The organism is Cupriavidus sp. 291-E7 (assembly GCF_057798835.1).
This window is the reverse complement of record NZ_JBYOJV010000006.1, coordinates 296563-314893: the sequence shown is the minus strand read 5'-3', so window position 1 is coordinate 314893 and position 18331 is coordinate 296563. Positions and strand designations below refer to the sequence as shown.

Annotated in this window: 16 protein-coding genes; 12 read left to right on the top strand and 4 right to left on the bottom strand. The window is 64.7% G+C overall.

The window, feature by feature from the left end:
* Positions 1-268 precede the first annotated feature (268 nt).
* The gene (locus tag AC3FLX_RS13600; protein ID WP_488697278.1) at positions 269-877 is read right to left on the bottom strand and encodes a phospholipase D family nuclease; all 609 of its coding nucleotides are present in this window, start codon (positions 875-877) and stop codon (positions 269-271) included.
* 207 nt (positions 878-1084) lie between these two features.
* On the opposite strand from AC3FLX_RS13600, the gene AC3FLX_RS13595 reads away from it, so the two are divergent.
* The 8 genes from AC3FLX_RS13595 (at position 1085) to AC3FLX_RS13560 (ending at position 10703) form a co-directional block, all read left to right on the top strand.
* Entirely contained in the window at positions 1085-1291 is a 207-nt protein-coding gene (locus AC3FLX_RS13595) for a dodecin (protein ID WP_488697276.1), read from the top strand.
* 231 nt (positions 1292-1522) lie between these two features.
* Positions 1523-2668, top strand: coding sequence for an exonuclease SbcCD subunit D (locus AC3FLX_RS13590; protein ID WP_488697360.1), 1146 nt, complete (start codon positions 1523-1525; stop codon positions 2666-2668).
* Complete coding sequence (locus AC3FLX_RS13585; RefSeq protein ID WP_488697274.1) at positions 2665-5718, top strand: AAA family ATPase; 3054 nt, start codon at positions 2665-2667, stop codon at positions 5716-5718. The genes AC3FLX_RS13590 and AC3FLX_RS13585 overlap by 4 nt, the downstream gene beginning before the upstream one ends.
* A gap of 314 nt (positions 5719-6032) precedes the next feature.
* Entirely contained in the window at positions 6033-6716 is a 684-nt protein-coding gene (locus AC3FLX_RS13580; RefSeq protein WP_488697272.1) for a 3-oxoacid CoA-transferase subunit A, read from the top strand.
* A gap of 20 nt (positions 6717-6736) precedes the next feature.
* Positions 6737-7384: a 3-oxoacid CoA-transferase subunit B gene (locus AC3FLX_RS13575; RefSeq protein ID WP_488697270.1), complete on the top strand. Its 648-nt coding sequence runs from the start codon at positions 6737-6739 to the stop codon at positions 7382-7384.
* A 28-nt stretch (positions 7385-7412) separates the two neighbouring features.
* Entirely contained in the window at positions 7413-8615 is a 1203-nt protein-coding gene (pcaF, locus tag AC3FLX_RS13570) for a 3-oxoadipyl-CoA thiolase (protein WP_488697268.1), read from the top strand.
* A gap of 251 nt (positions 8616-8866) precedes the next feature.
* Positions 8867-9598 (top strand): SDR family NAD(P)-dependent oxidoreductase, encoded by a 732-nt coding sequence (locus AC3FLX_RS13565; protein WP_488697266.1) that lies wholly within the window; start codon positions 8867-8869, stop codon positions 9596-9598.
* 100 nt (positions 9599-9698) lie between these two features.
* Positions 9699-10703, top strand: coding sequence for a Bug family tripartite tricarboxylate transporter substrate binding protein (locus AC3FLX_RS13560; protein ID WP_488697264.1), 1005 nt, complete (start codon positions 9699-9701; stop codon positions 10701-10703).
* A gap of 195 nt (positions 10704-10898) precedes the next feature.
* Here the strand turns inward: AC3FLX_RS13560 and AC3FLX_RS13555 are convergent, their stop codons facing one another.
* Positions 10899-11114 (bottom strand): hypothetical protein, encoded by a 216-nt coding sequence (locus AC3FLX_RS13555; RefSeq protein ID WP_488697262.1) that lies wholly within the window; start codon positions 11112-11114, stop codon positions 10899-10901.
* A gap of 342 nt (positions 11115-11456) precedes the next feature.
* Between AC3FLX_RS13555 and AC3FLX_RS13550 the strand changes: the two genes are divergently transcribed.
* A complete protein-coding gene (locus AC3FLX_RS13550; RefSeq protein ID WP_488697260.1) occupies positions 11457-12050 on the top strand; it encodes a PadR family transcriptional regulator in 594 nt (197 codons plus the stop codon).
* A 45-nt stretch (positions 12051-12095) separates the two neighbouring features.
* On the opposite strand, the gene AC3FLX_RS13545 is transcribed toward AC3FLX_RS13550, so the two are convergent.
* Positions 12096-13085, bottom strand: a complete 990-nt coding sequence (locus AC3FLX_RS13545; protein ID WP_488697258.1) for an NAD(P)H-dependent flavin oxidoreductase — start codon at positions 13083-13085, stop codon at positions 12096-12098.
* 228 nt (positions 13086-13313) lie between these two features.
* Between AC3FLX_RS13545 and AC3FLX_RS13540 the strand changes: the two genes are divergently transcribed.
* Positions 13314-14375, top strand: coding sequence for a tyrosine-type recombinase/integrase (locus AC3FLX_RS13540; protein ID WP_488697257.1), 1062 nt, complete (start codon positions 13314-13316; stop codon positions 14373-14375).
* Positions 14376-14481: 106 nt separating this feature from the next.
* On the top strand, positions 14482-15501 hold the full coding sequence (gene galE / locus AC3FLX_RS13535) for a UDP-glucose 4-epimerase GalE (RefSeq protein ID WP_488697255.1): 1020 nt from the start codon (positions 14482-14484) through the stop codon (positions 15499-15501).
* 74 nt (positions 15502-15575) lie between these two features.
* Here galE and AC3FLX_RS13530 read toward each other — a convergent pair whose 3' ends face one another.
* Positions 15576-15887, bottom strand: a complete 312-nt coding sequence (locus AC3FLX_RS13530) for an H-NS histone family protein (RefSeq protein ID WP_488697253.1) — start codon at positions 15885-15887, stop codon at positions 15576-15578.
* A 568-nt stretch (positions 15888-16455) separates the two neighbouring features.
* Here AC3FLX_RS13530 and AC3FLX_RS13525 point away from each other — a divergent pair.
* On the top strand, positions 16456-18258 hold the full coding sequence (locus tag AC3FLX_RS13525) for a methyl-accepting chemotaxis protein (RefSeq protein WP_488697251.1): 1803 nt from the start codon (positions 16456-16458) through the stop codon (positions 18256-18258).
* Positions 18259-18331: the final 73 nt, after the last annotated feature.

Sequence of the window (18331 nt, the reverse complement as noted above, 5' to 3'; positions counted from 1 at the left end):
CTCCTGCCAGTTGTCGGGATGGCGCGATGGAGCTGACCATGAGGCAGGGGTATGGCAGTCATGCAGGCCCGGACGACGGCCCGTCGCGACATCCTCGGTAGGTGTCTCAAGTAGACACCGAGGCACAGCAGGGGTCTGTCGGGGTTTCGCTGATCTTCCTGCGGGAAGCGACTGATGGATGCGTGGAACAGCGGGCAGTTCCGCCCGTATTCGTTCCGACAGGCAGGAAAGGAGAGGCGCCGCTCACCTGGGCGCCTCGACAAGTGCTTCAGTAGGCCGACGATTTTTCGAATCGCGTGCGCCAGTTGTCGGTGTAGGCGCGCACCACGGCACTGTCGCCACGGATCAGCATGCCGTTCTCCGCGTTACGTTCCTGCGCGGATTTCGTGAAGTTGAACGACCCCGTGAACACGGCCTGGTCGTCGAACACCATCACCTTGTTGTGAGCGATCGCCGGCTTGGTATCGACCACGACGGGAATGCCGGCGTTCTTCAGGAACGTGGCGCTCGTATAGCGCTCGGATGCCTGGCTCTTGTCGACGATAACGCGCACATCCACGCCACGCTGGTGCGCTTCCGCCACGGCCTTGGCAATTGGCGCGCTCGTGAACGAGTAGGCCTGGATCAGGAGCTTGTGGCGCGTGCGGTTGATCGCGTCGACGATCATGTCCTGGCAGCTCGGGCCATCCGGCACGAAGCACAACGTGTACGTGCTGCCGCTGGCGAACTGGTTCGCCTGGGCGCGGGGCGCGGTCAGCGCGTCGACTGCCCGGTCCAGGATGGAAGTGGTGCGCGCATGGGCGGCACCCGTGACTGCCAGCAGGGCCGCGACGCCCGCCGCTGCGAGCCGCCTGCAAGGTAGCAAGGAAAGAAACATCGGGTTACAGGGTAGTGACAGGAAATCGAGGGCACGCAGCGTAACAGGCCGTGCGCTGATTTCGCAACAGGAAACCCCTTGAAGTTCGGACCGGAAACTCCCATGCCACCTTGGGACTCGACCCGGCAGGTGCCTATGATGAAGGCAACGCTGTCGCGGCGTGGCATGTTGTGCCGCCGCATGATCCCCGACCAACAGGAGACCCGCATGTCCGACCACACCTACAAGCTCGTGGAGATCGTTGGATCATCGCCCGATAGCAGCGACCAGGCCATTCGCAATGCACTGGCCAAGGCCGGCGAAACCATCAAGCATATCGACTGGTTCGAGGTGGTGGAAACACGCGGCCATGTGCAGGACGGCAAGGTCGGCCATTTTCAGGTCACCCTCAAGATCGGCTTCCGCGTGAACTGACGGGGCCGCCTAAAGCGCGGCGAACGATGGCCGGCCACTGTAGCGCCGGCAAGACACCGCAGCCTGCCCGGACGCCATCCGCAAGGTGCTGTGGGAGAAGACGCGTAAATTCCAGATTGCCGACGGCGAAGCGACGCCGGCCTGACCGCCGCTGGCGGTTGCGGTGACGTTATGATGCTGGACCGCACGGCGTTGCCGTGCTTCCAGCGCCACCGCGCCGAAGGATCCGAATTGCGTTTTCTCCACACCGCCGACTGGCATCTGGGTCGGCTTTTCCATGCCCGCAGCCTGATCGAAGACCAGGCACACGTGCTCGACCAGTTCGTGGCGCTGGTGCGCGACGTGCGTCCCGATGCCGTGCTGATTGCCGGCGACGTGTACGACCGTGCCGTGCCGCCCCCCGAGGCCGTGGCATTGCTGGACGATGTGCTGGCGCGCATCGTCGTGGAGGCGAACGTACCCGTGGTGATGATCGCGGGCAATCACGACAGCGCGCAGCGGCTGGATTTCGGCGCGCGCCTGCTGGCCGCGCGCGGCCTGCATGTGGCGGGCCGCACCGGACCGGAGGCAACCTGCGTGACCCTGCACGACGCGCATGGGGAAGTGCGCATTTACGCGCTGCCCTATGCGGAGCCGGCCGCCGTGCGCGACGCGCTCGGTGTTGACTTGTCATCGCACGAGGCAGCACTTGGCGCGCAGCTCGATGCGATTCGCGCGATCCATCCTGCCGGTGTGCGTGCCGTGGCAGTCGGTCATGCATTCGTGGTGGGCGGCGCCGTCAGTGAGTCGGAGCGCCCGCTGTCCGTCGGGGGGAGCGGCGCGGTAGCGGCAGACCTGTTCCGTGATTTCGATTTCGTGGCGTTGGGCCACCTGCACCGCCCGCAGACGATTGGCGAGCGGGTTCACTACTCGGGGTCGCTGCTCAAGTATTCGCTATCGGAAGCCGATCACCACAAGACCGTGTCGCTGGTCGAACTGGACGAAAAGGGCGGGGTGCGCATTGAACCGATTGCCTTGCGGCCGCGCCGCGACCTGCGCATCCTGACCGGAGAACTGGCGCAGCTGGTTGAGGCGGGTGCCAGCGATGCGCGCCGCGACGACTACGTGTACGCGGTACTGACCGATTCCGGCGCGCTGCTGGATCCGATGGCGCGCCTGCGCGAGGCCTATCCGAATGCGCTGGCGATCGAGCGGACCATCCTCGCGCGCAGCGGACAGGCCGGCGAGGCGGGCCGCCGGATGCGCGAACTCGACACGGGCAATCTGTTTGCAACTTTCTTCCGCGAGGTGGCTGACGCGGACCTGGACGGCGACCAACGCCGCGCAATCGACCATTTGCTGGCCGGCATGGAGGCATCTGAAAGGGAATCGGTATGAAACCGCTGTACCTGAAGTTGCAGGCTTTCGGCCCGTTTGCCGCCACCGAGACCGTCGATTTCACACGGCTCGGCGACCAGGCATTCTTTCTGATTCACGGCCCCACGGGCGCGGGCAAGACGACGCTGCTCGACGCCATCTGCTTTGCGCTCTATGGCGATACATCGGGCGGCGAACGCAATGCGCAGGACATGCGCAGCGCCAATGCCGACCCCTCGCTGCGCACCGAAGTCACGCTCGAATTCTGCCTTGGCGCGATGCACTACCGCGTGACGCGATCGCCCACGCAGGACCGCCCCAGCCAGCGCGCGGCGGGAGGCTTGGTCAAAGAGGCGGCCAAGGCGCAGCTGGACGTGATGCTCGACGGCAACTGGAAGAGCCATGCCAGCCAGCCCAACCGCGTCAGCGACGCCGTGCGCGATCTGCTGGGCTTTGATAGTGCGCAGTTCCGCCAGGTCATCGTGCTGCCGCAGGGCCGCTTTCGAGAATTGCTGACAGCGGATTCGCGCGCGCGCCAGAACATTCTTGAGCGGCTGTTCCACACCGAGTTGTATCGCCGCGTGGAAGAGCAGCTCAAGGAGCAGGCGGCCAGCATCCGCCGCGAGGCCGAAGAAATCACGGTGCGGCGCAAGACCTTGCTGGACCAGCACCAGCTCGGCTCCATCGACGCGCTGGGCGAGCGCATCGACGCGTTGCAGGCCACGCTGACCGAACTGCTGCGCCGCGAGGATGTGGCGCGCGCCACGAGCGAGGCTGCCCATGCGTCGTTGCGCAAGGGCGAGCTCGAAGGTACCCAGATCAAGGCCTGGCGGGAAGCCGAGGGCGCGCATGCGGTGCTGTCGGCCCGGGCCGCTGGCGTCGACGGTGATCGCGCGCGCCTGCATGCGGCGCGCCGCGCGGCCCAGGTGACTCCCGCCGTGCAGCAGTTGCACACGGCGCGCCAGGACCAGACCACTGCGCATGCGTCGCAGGCCCAGGCGGAAGCATCGGCCACGCGTGCCGCGCAATCGGCCGAGGTTGCGGCCCGCACCTTGCGCGCCGAGCAGTCGCGCCATGATGTCCGGGTCGCCGCGCAGCGCACGGTGACGACGCTGGAGCATCTGCTGCCGCAGGCCCGCAAGCTCGGTGTGTTGCGGAATGCCGTGGCGCAGGCGGGCACCACGCTGGCGATGGCCCAGTCGGTCTCTGCCAGAAGGATCGATGCTTTCGAGGCCGCGGCGGCGGCGCTCAAGACGCTGGAAGCGGAATTCGAACAGGTCCGCCAGGACGGGGCCAGCCTGCAGGCGCTGCAACTGCAGCATGCGCAGGCCGGCGAGCGCGCCGCGCGCATCGCGCGCTATCGCCAGCTCGAAGCCGAACTGGTGCCGCTGCGCGCCGCGCTGACGGCAAGCGAGGCCGGCCGGCGCCGTACCGTTGAAGCGCGCGACGCCGCGCGCGCGGCCGTGCGGCAGGCCGAGATCGACTGGCGCCACGGGCAGGCCGCGCGCCTGGCTGGTGGCCTGAAGCGCGGCGAGTCGTGCCCGGTCTGCGGCGGCAAGGATCATCCCGCGCTGGCGCAGCAGGTGCTGGCGCTGGTCAGCGATGACGACCTCGATGCCGCGCGCCAGGCGCTGCAACGTGATGAAGATGCGCTGGCGCTTGCCACGGCCGCGCATCAGGATGCCGAAGGCCGCGTCGCGCAATGCCAGGCGCGTCTGTCGGACCTGGCCGACGCCGCCGGTGACGTCTCGGCGGCCGGCGCGCAGGCGCTCGATGCGGAGATTGCCGTCCTCGCCAAAGCCGTGGCGCGGGCCGCTCAGGCCGCGCAACGCGCGGAGGCGTTGGTCGCGCAGGTAACGCAGGCGCGCACGGCATGCCAGGCCGCCGAAGCCGCCGCCCAGGCCGCTGACATAGCCGCCCGCACGGCCCTTCAGGCGCACGCCAAGCTCGATGGCGAATGGCAGGCCCATTGCGCGCAGGTACCCGAGGAATCGCGCGACCCCGATGTCATGACGGCCGCGATCGAGGCCGCCCGGCGCGAAGCCGGCGCGCTGGAGGCCGCGCTGCAAGCCGCGCAGGGTGCCGAGCGCGATGCGGTGGCGCTGCAGGCTGCCACGGCGGCTGCGCTGGCATCGGCACGCGACAATGTCGCGCAGGCCAATGCCCGGGCTTCGGAACGCGAAGCCACGCTGGCGTCGGTCATGGCCGCCGCGGCGTTCGATAGCGACGACGCCTATCAGGCCGCATTTCTTTCGGTTGAAGACACGGCCGCGCTCGACGATGCGATCCGCGCTTTCGATGTGGAACTCGCCCGGGCCGCGGAATGGCGCGCCCGCACGGCTGCCATCGCACAGGCGCTGCAAGTGCCCGATCTGCCGGCGCTGCTGGCTGCGCGCGATGAGGCCGCGGTAAAACTCGAAGCAGCCATCCGGGAACGCAGTGAGCTGGCCGCGTCGCGCGATGCGCTGCTGCATTGCAGAGGGCAGGTGGAATCGCTGGCCGCCGAGGGCCGCGAGGTGGAAACGCGCTATGCGGTGCTGGGCCGCCTGTCGGAAGTGGCCAACGGTAACAATCCACGCCGCATGACGTTCCAGCGCTTCGTGCTGGCCACGCTGCTCGACGAAGTTCTGGAGGCGGCATCGCTGCGCCTGTTGCGCATGAGCCGTGGCCGCTACGCGTTGCAGCGCGTGCGCGAGCAGGGCGACCAGCGCATGGCCGGCGGGCTGGAGCTGGAAGTGTTCGACCACGATACCGGCGCCACGCGGCCTGCCAACACGCTGTCGGGTGGCGAAGGCTTTCTCGCATCGCTATCCTTGGCGCTGGGGCTGGCCGATGTGGTGCAGTCCCGCGCCGGCGGCATCCAGCTCGATACGCTGTTCGTCGACGAAGGCTTTGGCACGCTCGATCCGGAAAGCCTCGACTTTGCGATTCGCACGCTGCTGGATCTGCAGCAGGCCGGACGGCTCGTCGGCATCATTTCCCATGTGGCCGAATTGCGCGAACGGATCGACGTGCGCCTGGAAGTGCGCCCCGGTGCCACTGGCAGCCAGGCAGTGCTGAGTCTGCCCTGATGGCCTGCGCGTGAAGGGATGTCCGATTATCGCCCGCCACGCGCAGCCCCTTATTGACCCTGTTTTGAGGGCGGGTGTAACCTTTGTTCATTCTGCGAATTGAGGTTCTAATAGCGAACAACGCTTCCGAGCCCATTCACCGACCATCACAGAAGCCGCCGCAAGACGGCCATCAAGACAACTGCAAGATTGTTGGACCCGGTCCTGAATCCATCAGGACGCCCGTTCGAGCAGCCTGCCGGAGACAACTTTGCGTGCCGCCCCTCTTGCGGCCGGTCCCGGTGCGATGCCGGACCCTCCGTACTGGAACGCAAGTGATCAACAAGCTATATGACTCGGTGGAAGCGGCAGTTGCCGGCATCCACGATGGCGCCACGATCCTGATCGGCGGTTTTGGCCTGGCTGGCATGCCGGCGGAACTGATCGATGCACTGATTGCACAGGGCGCGCGCGACCTCACCATCGTCAACAACAACGCCGGCAATGGCGACACGGGCCTGGCAGCGCTGCTGAAGACCAAGCGCGTGCGCAAGATCATTTGCTCGTTCCCGCGCCAGGCGGACTCCTATGTGTTCGATTCGCTGTTCCACGCTGGCGAAATCGAGCTGGAACTGGTGCCGCAAGGCAACCTGGCCGAGCGCATCCGCGCCGCCGGTGCCGGCATCGGCGGTTTCTTCACCCGCACGGCATACGGCACGCCGCTGGCCGAGGGCAAGGAAACGCGCATCATCGACGGGCAGGGCTACGTGTTCGAAAAGCCAATCCATGCCGACTTTGCGCTGATCAAGGCCGATACCGCCGACCGTTGGGGCAATCTCACCTATCGTAAGACGGCGCGTAACTTTGGCCCGATCATGGCAATGGCCGCCAAGTGCGCGATCGTGCAGGTCAGCAACATCGTGGAACTGGGCGAAATGAACCCCGAGCACATCATCACGCCGGGCCTGTTCGTCAAGCGTGTGGTCAAGATTGGCGGCGCTGCCGCCAAGGCCGCCTGAGCGCAGAAGGAGAAAGACACATGCAACGCCTGACCCGCGACCAGATGGCCGCCCGCGTGGCCAAAGACATTCCGGACGGTGCCGTGGTGAACCTCGGCATCGGCCTTCCCACCCTGGTTGGCAACCACCTGCCAGCCGACAAGGAAATCCTGCTGCACAGTGAAAACGGCCTGCTCGGCATGGGTTCCGCACCCGCCCCCGGCGAAGAAGACGGCGACCTGATCAACGCCGGCAAGCAGCCGGTGACGATCAAGGCCGGTGGCTCGTATTTCCACCATGCCGATTCGTTTGCCATGATGCGCGGCGGCCACCTCGACTTCTGCGTGCTGGGCGCGTTCCAGGTATCCGAGAAGGGTGACCTGGCCAACTGGCACACCGGCGCACCGGGCGCCATTCCCGCCGTGGGCGGCGCGATGGACCTGGCGATCGGCGCCAAGCAGGTGTTCGTGATGATGGAGCACCAGACCAAGCAGGGCGAAAGCAAGGTCGTGGCCGAGTGCACCTATCCGCTGACCGGCATCGGCTGCGTGACGCGTATCTATACGGACCTGGCCACCATCGACGTGACGCCGGACGGCCTGGTCGCCCGCGATCTCGTGGAAGGCCTGTCTTTCGACGAATTGCAACGCCTGACCGGCGTGCCCCTGAAGCAGGCCGTAGCCGCCTGATCCACCACCAAGACGAGCGAGACAGAACATGAGCGACGCATTTATCGTTGACGCCATCCGTACCCCCATCGGCCGTTACGGCGGCAGCCTGTCGGGCGTGCGCGCCGACGACCTGGGCGCGGTACCCCTGAAGGCCTTGATGGCACGTAACGCCGGCCTGGACTGGTCGGCCATCGACGACGTGATCTACGGCAATGCCAACCAGGCGGGCGAAGACAACCGCAACGTGGCGCGCATGTCGGCGCTGCTGGCCGGCCTGCCGGAATCGGTGCCGGGTTCCACGATCAACCGCCTGTGCGGTTCGGGCATGGACGCTACCGGCACCGCCGCGCGCGCGATCAAGTCGGGCGAAGCCAACCTGATGATTTCGGGCGGCGTGGAAAGCATGAGCCGCGCCCCGTTCGTGATGGGCAAGGCCACCTCGGCGTTCTCGCGCCAGGCAGAGATCTTCGACACGACCATCGGCTGGCGCTTCATCAATCCGGCGATGCGTGCCGCCTACGGCGTGGACTCGATGCCCGAGACCGCCGAAAACGTCGCCACCGACTACAAGATCAGCCGCGAAGACCAGGATCTGATGGCGCTGCGCAGCCAGGAAAAGGCATCGCGCGCACAGGCCGACGGCACGCTGGCCCAGGAAATCACCGCGGTCACGATTCCGCAGAAGAAGGGCGACCCGATCGTGGTCGACCGCGACGAGCATCCGCGCGCCACGAGCATGGAAGCGCTGGCCAAGCTGCGCGGCGTGGTCCGCCCGGATGGCACCGTGACCGCCGGTAACGCATCGGGCGTGAACGATGGCGCCTGCGCGATTCTGCTGGCCAGCGAAGCGGGCCTGAAGCAGCACAACCTGAAGCCGCGCGCCCGCATCGTCGGTATGGCAACGGCCGGCGTGGCGCCGCGCGTGATGGGTATCGGCCCGGCACCGGCCACCCAGAAGCTGATGAAGCAGCTGGGCATGTCGCTGGACCAGATCGACGTGATCGAACTGAACGAAGCGTTTGCCGCGCAGGGCCTGGCCGTGCTGCGCCAGCTCGGCATTGCCGACGATGACAAGCGCGTGAACCCGAATGGCGGCGCGATCGCGCTGGGCCATCCGCTGGGCATGAGCGGCGCGCGTCTGGTGACGACCGCGCTGTACCAACTGGAGCGCACCGGTGGCCGCTTTGCGCTGTGCACGATGTGCATCGGCGTTGGCCAGGGCATCGCGATGGTGATCGAACGCGTTTGAGGTACCGGCACCCGCTGCCATGCGCTCCCCTTTCCCGCCATGCGGGGGAAGGGCGCGGGCAGCGGTCAGCAGGACCCAGTTCAACGAACGCTTAATTTCCCTTGTTTCCCGCCGTTAATGCTGGTGGGAAGTTTCAGTGGTGTCTCTTCCCCAACGAGGTAGAGCATTGCGGCCAGGCCGACGGGCTCGCCGGTCTTGCCGCATCTTTTTTGACTGACCCGGCTGATCAGACGCCGGTGCGGAGTATTGAGATGTCCCTTCCCGTTGCCACGCTTGTCACCGGCGCCAGTTCCGGTATCGGCCGTGCGATTGCTGAAATGCTGCTCGCCGATGGCGTGACCCGTGTGATCAATGTCGACTATGCAGAGCCGACCTGGTCGCATCCGAACATGACCTTCTTCCAGGCCGACCTGACCAATGCCGACGCCACGCGCGCGGTGGCGGCGCAGGTGACCTCGCAGTTCGCGGTGACGCGGCTCGTCAACAACGCCGGCGCCACGCGCCCGGGCACGGCCGACACGGCCACCGCCGCGGATCTCGATTACGTTGTGGGCCTGACGCTGCAGGCCACGATGCTGCTCACCCAGGCCTGCCTGCCCGCGATGCGCGCGGCCGGCTTTGGGCGTATCGTCAACATGGCCTCGCGCGCGGCGCTGGGCAAGCCTGAGCGCGTGGTGTATTCCGCGGCCAAGGCGGGGCTGGTTGGCATGACCCGAACGCTGGCGATGGAGCTGGGCGGCGACGGTATCACCGTCAACGCCGTGGCACCGGGTCCCATTGCCACCGAGCTGTTCCGAAAGAGCAATCCCGAGGGCAGCGAACAGACACGGCGCATTCTGGCAAGCATCGCCGTGAAAAGAATGGGAACGCCGGAGGATGTGGCGCGTGCCTCGCTGTTCTTCCTCGCACCCGAGAATGGTTTCGTGACGGGACAAGTGCTGTACGTCTGCGGCGGAACCACGCTGGGTGTGGCACCCGTATAAAAATTGCCCGCCCCTAGGCACGGGGTGGAATAGCGATCCCAAGCATTGCACCGTGGCGCCCAAAAGGCCCGCGGCGTGTATCGATATCCTGGAGCACAACATGAGCATCACCAATCAAACGTCGAAGGCGCGCAGACGCCTGCTGGCCGCTGGCGTGGCACTGGCCGCCGGCTTTGCCGTCATGACCGGCGCGCAGGCGCAGGGCAACTATCCCACCAAGCCGATCACGATGATCGTGCCGTTCTCGGCCGGTGGCACCACCGACATCCTGGCGCGTATCGTCAGCCTGCAACTGGGCAAGGCGCTGGGCCAGCCCGTGGTGGTGGACAACCGTCCGGGCGCCGGTGGCAACATCGGTGCATCGCTGGCCGCCAAGGCGCAGGGCGATGGCTACACGCTGTTCATGGGCACGATTGGTACGCACGCGATCAACCAGGCGCTGTACTCGAAGCTGCCGTACGATCCGGTCAAGGATTTTGCGCCGATCACGCGCGTGGCAATGGTCCCGAACATCGTCGTGGTGAACCCGAAGGTGCCGGTGCACAACGTCAAGGAACTGATCGCCTACGTGAAGGCGAATCCGGACAAGCTGTCGTACGGTTCGTCGGGCAGCGGCTCGTCGATGCACCTGTCGGGTGAACTGTTCAACTCGATGACGGGCCTGCACATCCAGCACATTCCGTACAAGGGCAGCGCCCCGGCCGTGAACGACCTGCTGGGCAATCAGATCGGCCTGATGTTCGACAACATGCCGTCGTCGTACCCGCACGTGAAGGCCGGCAAGCTGCGCGCCATCGCCGTGACCTCGGCCAAGCGCTCGCCGGCCCTGCCGGACGTGCCGACCGTGGCCGAAGCCGGTGTGCCGGGCTATGAAGCAACGTCGTGGTTTGCGCTGTACGCCACGGGCGGCACGCCGCAGCCGATCGTCGACCGCCTGAACGCCGAAGTGGTCAAGATCCTGGCTATGCCGGAAGTGAAGAAGCAGATGGCCGAGCAAGGCGCCGAGCCGAACCCGGAAAAGCCGGCCCAGCTGGCCGCTTTCATGAAGTCGGAGTCCGCCAAGTGGGCCAAGGTTGTGAAGGCTTCGGGCGCCACGGTGGACTGATCGCCTGATCGAACTATTGCGTTACGGTAGTACCGCAGTACTGCAACGGCCATCGGGCGCCTGCCCGGTGGCCGTTATTTTTTGTCCCTCGCGCGGCGACGAAAAAAGAAAGCCCGCGAGGTTGTCGCGGGCATAAATCCCAGGTCCACTAAGGACAGGAGGAGACATGCAGTGGCTTCGGCGGCAAGCCCGAGGTCAGCTCAGGCTGTATTTGACAACCTGTTCCTCGACACCGACAAAGCGCACCAGCTGCCGCAGGCCGCTGGCGTATTCCTTGATGTGATGGCCATCCGGCGTATCGGGCAGCCGATAGTAGATCGGAGCCGCGCCAGCACGGGCGCGCGCGGCGCTGATGGACGCGGAAGTGTCTCCCGCGGCCGTGCCTTCCGTGATTTCCGGTCTTGCGTTCATCGACGACTCCCATGTGACGCATGGCGTTGAACGTTGGGCCGGTAAACAAAAGGCGCGCGCATGCGGGTAACAATGTATGGAATGTATTGCAGGCGGTCGCGAAAAGCCATTTCAATTTTTTTACATCAGTTTCAGAACAATTGACTTTATTGTCATATTTTAGAATTCGACCGCGGCGTCGATATTTGGGGGGTGTATGCCCCAGCAATCGGCCCGACAGGTGTTCAACGGGTTAACGGCATGACGTGCCCTGACTTGCGGGTTACCATAGCGCCACCCTGAACATTCCCGGTTCAAGGCAGCAACCTTCATGCCAACCAGGCTCACCACATCCATCGGCGAATGTCGACCCAGCACGCGCTTCTGATTTCCCTGATCGAAAAGCCATCGTCGGGCTATGACCTGGCGCGCCGATTCGACAAGTCCATCGGCTATTTCTGGCACGCCACGCATCAGCAGATTTACCGGGAACTGGGCCGCATGGCCGAGCTGGGCTGGATTGCGGCCGAGGAGTCGTCGAGGGAGTCGCCCAAGGAATCGGCTGGCGTCGAAAGCGCGCCCGACGCCGGTGCCGGCGAAAAGAAGAGCCGCAAGAAGGTCTACTACGTGCTGCCGGCTGGCCGCGCCGAACTGGTGCGGTGGGTGTTGTCTCCGGGCGCGGGATTGGATCAGCGTGAGGAAATTCTGGTCAAGCTACGTGCCGATGCTGCAATCGGGCCGCTGGGGCTGGACCAGGAAATGCTGCGCCTGATCGCGCTGCATGAAGACCGCCTGGCGTTGTACCGCAGTATCGAGAGCAAGGATTTTTCGGGCACGCTCGATCGTCGCCAGAAGATCCAGTACGCACTGCTGACGCGCGGTATCCGGTTCCAGGAGGACTGGGTGAGGTGGGGGCGGGAATTGCTGCCGCTGCTGGAGCGGCCGGAGCAGGCGTAGCGCCATGCCTCTCTCCCACAGGGTGGGAGAGAGGGAAAAAACCGGTCAGGCCACGTTGGCTGCCCGTGCCGCAGCTTCCGCCGGCGCCAATCCCAGTCGACGGCGAGCGAGCGCGTACTCTTCCACGAAACGGCGCACCAGTTCGGCGGCGGGCACCACGCGCTTGATCGCGCCTACGCCCTGGCCGGCACCCCAGATGTCCTTCCACGGCTTGACGCGGGTCGAACCGAAATTCATGGCCGAGGCGTCCGACGTCGGCAGCGCTTCGGGGTCCAGACCCGAGCGGACGATACTGTCGCGCAGATAGTTGCCATGCACGCCCGTGAACAGGTTCGAGTAGATGATGTCGTCGGCGGAGCTGTCGACGATCATCTGCTTGTAGGCGTCCTGGGCATTGGCTTCCAGCGTGGCAATGAATGCCGAGCCGATGTATGCCAGGTCGGCGCCGGCCGCCTGCGCCGCCAGCACGGCGTCGCCGCTGGCAATCGCGCCGGACAGCAGCAGGGGGCCGTCAAACCACTCGCGGATCTCATGCAGCAGGGCGAACGGAGACAGCGTGCCAGCGTGGCCGCCCGCGCCCGCCGCCACGGCGATCAGGCCATCGGCGCCTTTTTCGATCGCCTTGCGCGCGAACTTATTGTTGATCACGTCGTGTAGCACGATGCCACCGTACGAATGCACGGCGTCATTGACTTCCGCGCGCGCGCCCAGCGACGTAATGACGACCGGTACCTTGTAGCGCACGCATTGCTCCAGGTCGTGCTCGAGCCGATCGTTGGACTTGTGCACGATCTGGTTGACCGCGAAAGGCGCGGCGGGACGGTCGGGATGCTTGTCGGTGTGCTCGCCCAGTTCGGTCGTGATCCGATCGAGCCATTCCGAGAGTTTTTCGGCTGGCCGTGCATTGAGCGCCGGGAATGAACCCACGACGCCGGCCTTGCATTGCGCAATGACCAGATCGGGATTGGAAATGATGAACAGCGGCGAGCAGACGGCCGGCAGCGACAGGTTTTGCAGCAGGGCGGGAATGGCCATGACAGTTCCTTCTGATTGGAGCAGCAAATCGAAGCATCAAAACGGAGTACCCATGCCATCCCGGTTGGCAACACAGCTATGCAACCAGTTGCATGATTGATGGCAAGGTATCACGGTCGCGGATTGTTATGCAACCGGTTGCAAGGACAAATTTCCGCACTGCGGCGGCCGCCAGTGGCGCATTGTCTACAATGGGCGCATTGCAACGCGCCAAGCAGGAGATGAGTGGTGACGCACCCTGTGATCGACGGTGCCCCGGCCGATGGGGCGAAGCCGGTTTCCGATGACCTGTTCGACGCCGATCTCGCTGCCTGGTATCAGCACCCGGAGCGAGCGTTCGACGGCTGGCTGGCGCGCCACGGCTTTCGACCCGGCACCGCCGTGGTGTACCGGGCGATGTGGGGCAAGCTGCTGCGATGGTCGGGCGAGCAGGGCCTGCCTCCGCTGAAGTGGTCGGCCGCGCAGATTGGCGCGTTCCTGGACGCCCAGGACTTGCACAAGCGCCATCGCTATCGCTACGCGAGATTGATAGAGCGGATATTTCACCACCTGACCACGCTTCAGCAGAACCTGCACAACCCGGCCAGCCAGGCGGTCAAGTCGCACATGGCGGAAGGCGAGAACGATCCCACCGCCTTCCTGCTGCCGGGCGAGCGCGATCTGCTGGTGGCGCGCATCCTGGCTCCCGCGCTGGAAGCCGTGACGGGCAAGGACGGCAAGGGCGAGATTTCCCCGACGGCGTGGAAGCGCGCGCGCGATGTGGCGTTGCTTGCCGTGCTGCTGGGTGGCGGACTCAAGGTCGCCGAGGTTCGCGCGCTGCGTATCGACGCTATCGATGGTATCGACGAGGGCGCCCTGGCCATTCGCATGGTTCGCGCGGATAACGGGCGCGCGTATATGGTCCCGCTGTTCGGTTTTTCCCATGCACCGTTGCGCCAGTGGCTGGCGGTGCGTCACGCGGCGGAATCGTTGGGCGATCTGGTGTTTCCGGCGATGGCCAATGGCCGGCCCATGCATGCCGCCTCGATCTACCGCCGCGTCGAGATTCTGCTGGAGGAGGCGGGGGTGCTGGCGGGCCGCAGCGAGCGAGCGTCGCCCCAGACCCTGCGTAACACCTGCGGCGCGATGCATTTTGACGCCGGCACCACGCCGGCAGCGGTGGCGCAGTTGCTCGGCATGCGCGACCTGGAATCGGGCTGGCGCCTGCATGCGGCGTATGAGGCGTGGCAGGCACGCGCCGGATTGCCCCTGATGACGCGGCAGGCAGCGCGGCCAGCCCGCGATCCATGACCATGCGTCCGCAATGGGCAAGGCGGCCGTAATATCGACCGGTTAAGATGTTGGCCCGGCTGGCGCACCGCTGCTGTCCCGAAACAATACTGATCTGAATATTCCAATGGCTGAAACCTTACTGCTCACTGGGGCAACTGGATATATCGCTTCGCACACCTGGGTGGCCCTGCATGAGGCGGGCTATCACGTGATCGGGCTCGATAATCTGTGCAACAGTAACCGCGAGGTGGTGAACCGCCTGGCCAAGATTACCGGCGCCAAGCCCCAATTCGTCGAGGGTGACGTGCGCGATCGCGCGCTGCTGGACCGTCTGTTTGCCGAACACAAGATTGCCGGTGTGATCCATTTTGCGGCGCTCAAGGCTGTGGGTGAATCGGTCAGCAAGCCGCTTGAGTATTACGGAAACAATCTCGAAGGGATGATCACGCTGTGCAGCGCGATGCAGGCCGCCGGCGTCAAGCAACTGGTGTTCAGCTCGTCGGCCACGGTGTATGGCAATCCGCATACCGTGCCGATTTTCGAGGATTTTCCGCTGTCGGCGACCAATCCTTATGGCCAGACCAAACTGATGGGCGAGCAGATCCTGCGTGATCTGGAAAAATCCGACCCCGAATGGCGCATCGCATTTCTACGCTATTTCAATCCGGTCGGCGCGCATGAAAGCGGGCTGATTGGCGAAGATCCGGGCGGTATTCCCAACAATCTGATGCCTTATGTGGCCCAGGTGGCGGGCGGCCGGCGCGAGCAGCTCAGCGTATATGGTGGCGATTACCCGACCGTCGACGGCACGGGCGTGCGCGACTATATCCACGTCTGCGACCTGGCCGACGGCCACGTGGCGGCGCTCGATTACCTGCGCAAGCACCCGACCGGCATGACGGTGAATCTGGGAACGGGCCGTGGTTACAGCGTTCTGGAGGTAGTGAAGGCCTACGAACGCGCCAGCGGACGCCCCGTGCCTTACCAGATCGTCGCGCGGCGTCCGGGTGACATCGCTTCCTGCTACGCGGATCCTTCGCTTGCCCAGACATTGCTTGGGTGGACCGCTCGCCACGACATCGACCGCATGTGCGAGGATTCCTGGCGCTGGCAGTCGATGAATCCGTCGGGGTTTGCTGGCTGATTGCCGTCACCCAATAAAAAAACCGGGCCGAGGCCCGGTTTTTAGTTTCTTGCTGGCGTGCGTGGCGTCGCAGTTCAGCGAATCAGGAAGTCTTCCATCGACTTGCCATTGGCCAATGCCTGGGTCAGCCAGCCCGGACGCTTGCCGCGACCGGTCCAGGTATTGCCGGCGCCATCACGGTAACGGACCGGAACCTTGCGGGCGGTGGTTGCCTTCTTGCCAACCGTACCCTTGCCGCCAAATCCGAGGTCTTCGGCGGTCAGGCCAAATTGTTCGATTTTCTCGCGAATCTCGGCGATCACGGATGCTTGCTCGCGCGCCTTGATTTCTTCGGCCTGCTTCTGCAGTTCGCTGATTTTCTGAACGATTTCCTGATATGTCGCCATTTGTATCCCTCTATTTACTGGTGGGTCCGTGAATTTACGAAAAGCATTATAACCACAGTCTGCATGGCTGCAAATCCCCGCATAGCGCGCGGGCTGAATTTGCGAAAACTCTCAATAACAAAGAATTACTGAACTTATGCCGAGGTCGGAAGTCGGTAGACGTTCAGGCATTTCCACGCCACCTGCGCGCGGCGGGACGGCGCCCCGCAACGGTCGTGGCGCCGGGCCAGCCGCCGCGAAGATGAATGCCAGCTTAATTTCGGCAGGAAATCCCCGAAGGGAATCGACTTCGAAGCATTGCACCCTGCAAACTCAGCATGCGCTGAATTCCGGGGGATGCATATTCATTTGCTCCCCCACAATTTTTGCCGCGGCCGTGCGGGCAACGCCATATTCACAATCGAATCAAAGTGCATCACCCGCCATACCCGAATTTCATTTGATCCACAACTCAAGGAAGGTTGCGCGCTGACCGTTATCGAGTCCTGAGCAGATCGTACGGGGTGTAGGTCTGCCGGACCGGAGCAAGGGGAGTGGCTCCGGGTTATCTCCTAATGATCAGCACATCATGTCCTTTCATCAGAATATTCAGATCAAGACCCTCTTGCGGGGCGCAATGGCACTGCTTGCAGCCATCCTGCTGCTTGTGGGCGGAGCAGGACTGCATGGCATCTCGCAAACCAATGATGCGCTGAAGGAGACTTACGCTAACCAGCTGGCATCGTCGCAGGCACTGGCCGAGGCGATGATCGGCACGACGCGCCTGCGCCTGGCGCTGGATCGCACTGTCATGCCGGGCAGCGAAGGCGACGACATGCAGAAGCATGTCGAGCGCTCGAAAACGTTTGTTGAGTCGTCGGAACGTGGCTGGAAGCGCTACATGGCGCTGCCGCAGAACGCCGATGAAAAAGCGCTGGCCGATGTGCTGGCCGCAAAGCGTCAGGAGTTCTTCGAAAAGGGTGTCGCCCTGTGGCAGCAGGCGCTGGTTGCGGGCAATCGTGAAGAATCGCTGCGCCTGGCGCGTGACGTGATGCCGGACCTGCAACGTGGCATGGCAACCGCGCACGACAAGCTCGAAAAATTCCAGATGGAAACGGGCCAGGCCAACTTCGAAACCGCCCAGTCGCGCTTCGAGACGATTCGCACGATGTCGATCCTGCTGATCGTGTTTGGCATCGCGATCGCCGTCGTGGCTACCGCGATGCTCCACCGTGCCATTGTGCGCCCCGTGGAAGAAGCGCTGTCGGTGTTCGAGCGCATGGCTGGTGGCGACCTGACGTCGCGCATCAACAGCATGTCGAAGAACGAGATCGGCCGCATGATGCAGGCGCTGGCCAAGATGCAGGACAGCTTGTCGGGCATCGTCTCCGAAGTGCGCGGCGGCACCGATTCGATTGCCTCGGCCACGCAGCAGATCTCGGCGGGCAATACCGACCTGTCGCAACGGACCGAAGAACAGGCCGCCTCGCTCGAGCAGACCGCGGCCAGCATGGAAGAACTGACCACCGTGGTGCGCCAGAACGCCGACAACGCACGCCAGGCCGGCATGCTGGCCGGCGAGGCATCGCAGATCGCGATGAAGGGCGGCGACGTGGTGGGCCGCGTGGTGGACACCATGAACGAGATCAACGGCGCCTCGCGCAAGGTGGTCGAGATCATCGGTGTGATCGAGGGCATCGCCTTCCAGACCAACATCCTGGCGCTGAACGCCGCGGTGGAAGCCGCGCGCGCCGGTGAGCAGGGCCGTGGCTTTGCCGTCGTGGCAGGCGAGGTGCGCAGCCTGGCGCAACGTAGCGCCAACGCCGCCAAGGAAATCGAATCGCTGATCAGTGAGTCCGGTCAGCGCGTGGAAAGCGGTACGAAGCTGGTGGCCGAGGCCGGCCAGACGATGGGCGAGATCGTGCAGGCGGTGCGTCGTGTGACGGACATCATGAACGAGATCAGCGCGGCATCGCAGGAACAGACCACGGGCATCGAACAGGTCAACCAGGCCGTGGCGCAGATGGACCAGGTCACGCAGCAGAACGCCGCGCTGGTGGAAGAAGCCGCCGCCGCCGCTGGCGCGCTCGAGGAACAGGCCCAGAAGCTCAAGAGCGTGGTGTCCGTGTTCTCGCTGGCATCCGATGCCGGCACGACGCGCCAGCTGGCCGCTCCGGCACGCCCGACGCACGCGCTGGCTCCGGTCGCGCCGAAGGCTTCCCCGGTTGCCAAGGCCCCGGCCGTGACGCGTAGCGCCGAGCGTGCGCCGGCTCGCCCGGCCGCCAAGCGCCCGCCGATCGTCCGCAAGGCACGTGAACCGCAGTTGCTGCGACCGGCGCTCAACCAGCCGGCCAGTGCTTCCGGTAACGACGACAACTGGTCCGCTTTCTGATTTTTTCGAGATCGATACAAGACAGTACTGATTGCCACGAGGTTCACAGGGTGAGCGCGAGATGCCATGATGC

Bases quoted from the DNA above. Each gene is read 5' to 3' on its own strand.
- AC3FLX_RS13585 (WP_488697274.1), top strand. From the start codon at position 2,665: ATGAAACCGCTGTACCTGAAGTTGCAGGCTTTCGGCCCGTTTGCCGCC.
- AC3FLX_RS13560 (WP_488697264.1), top strand. From the start codon at position 9,699: ATGAGCATCACCAATCAAACGTCGAAGGCGCGCAGACGCCTGCTGGCC.
- AC3FLX_RS13545 (WP_488697258.1), bottom strand. From the start codon at position 13,085: ATGGCCATTCCCGCCCTGCTGCAAAACCTGTCGCTGCCGGCCGTCTGC.
- AC3FLX_RS13550 (WP_488697260.1), top strand. From the start codon at position 11,457: ATGTCGACCCAGCACGCGCTTCTGATTTCCCTGATCGAAAAGCCATCG.
- AC3FLX_RS13575 (WP_488697270.1), top strand. From the start codon at position 6,737: ATGCAACGCCTGACCCGCGACCAGATGGCCGCCCGCGTGGCCAAAGAC.
- AC3FLX_RS13600 (WP_488697278.1), bottom strand. From the start codon at position 877: ATGTTTCTTTCCTTGCTACCTTGCAGGCGGCTCGCAGCGGCGGGCGTC.
- AC3FLX_RS13530 (WP_488697253.1), bottom strand. From the start codon at position 15,887: ATGGCGACATATCAGGAAATCGTTCAGAAAATCAGCGAACTGCAGAAG.
- AC3FLX_RS13555 (WP_488697262.1), bottom strand. From the start codon at position 11,114: ATGAACGCAAGACCGGAAATCACGGAAGGCACGGCCGCGGGAGACACT.
- AC3FLX_RS13525 (WP_488697251.1), top strand. From the start codon at position 16,456: ATGTCCTTTCATCAGAATATTCAGATCAAGACCCTCTTGCGGGGCGCA.
- AC3FLX_RS13595 (WP_488697276.1), top strand. From the start codon at position 1,085: ATGTCCGACCACACCTACAAGCTCGTGGAGATCGTTGGATCATCGCCC.
- AC3FLX_RS13565 (WP_488697266.1), top strand. From the start codon at position 8,867: ATGTCCCTTCCCGTTGCCACGCTTGTCACCGGCGCCAGTTCCGGTATC.
- pcaF (WP_488697268.1), top strand. From the start codon at position 7,413: ATGAGCGACGCATTTATCGTTGACGCCATCCGTACCCCCATCGGCCGT.
- galE (WP_488697255.1), top strand. From the start codon at position 14,482: ATGGCTGAAACCTTACTGCTCACTGGGGCAACTGGATATATCGCTTCG.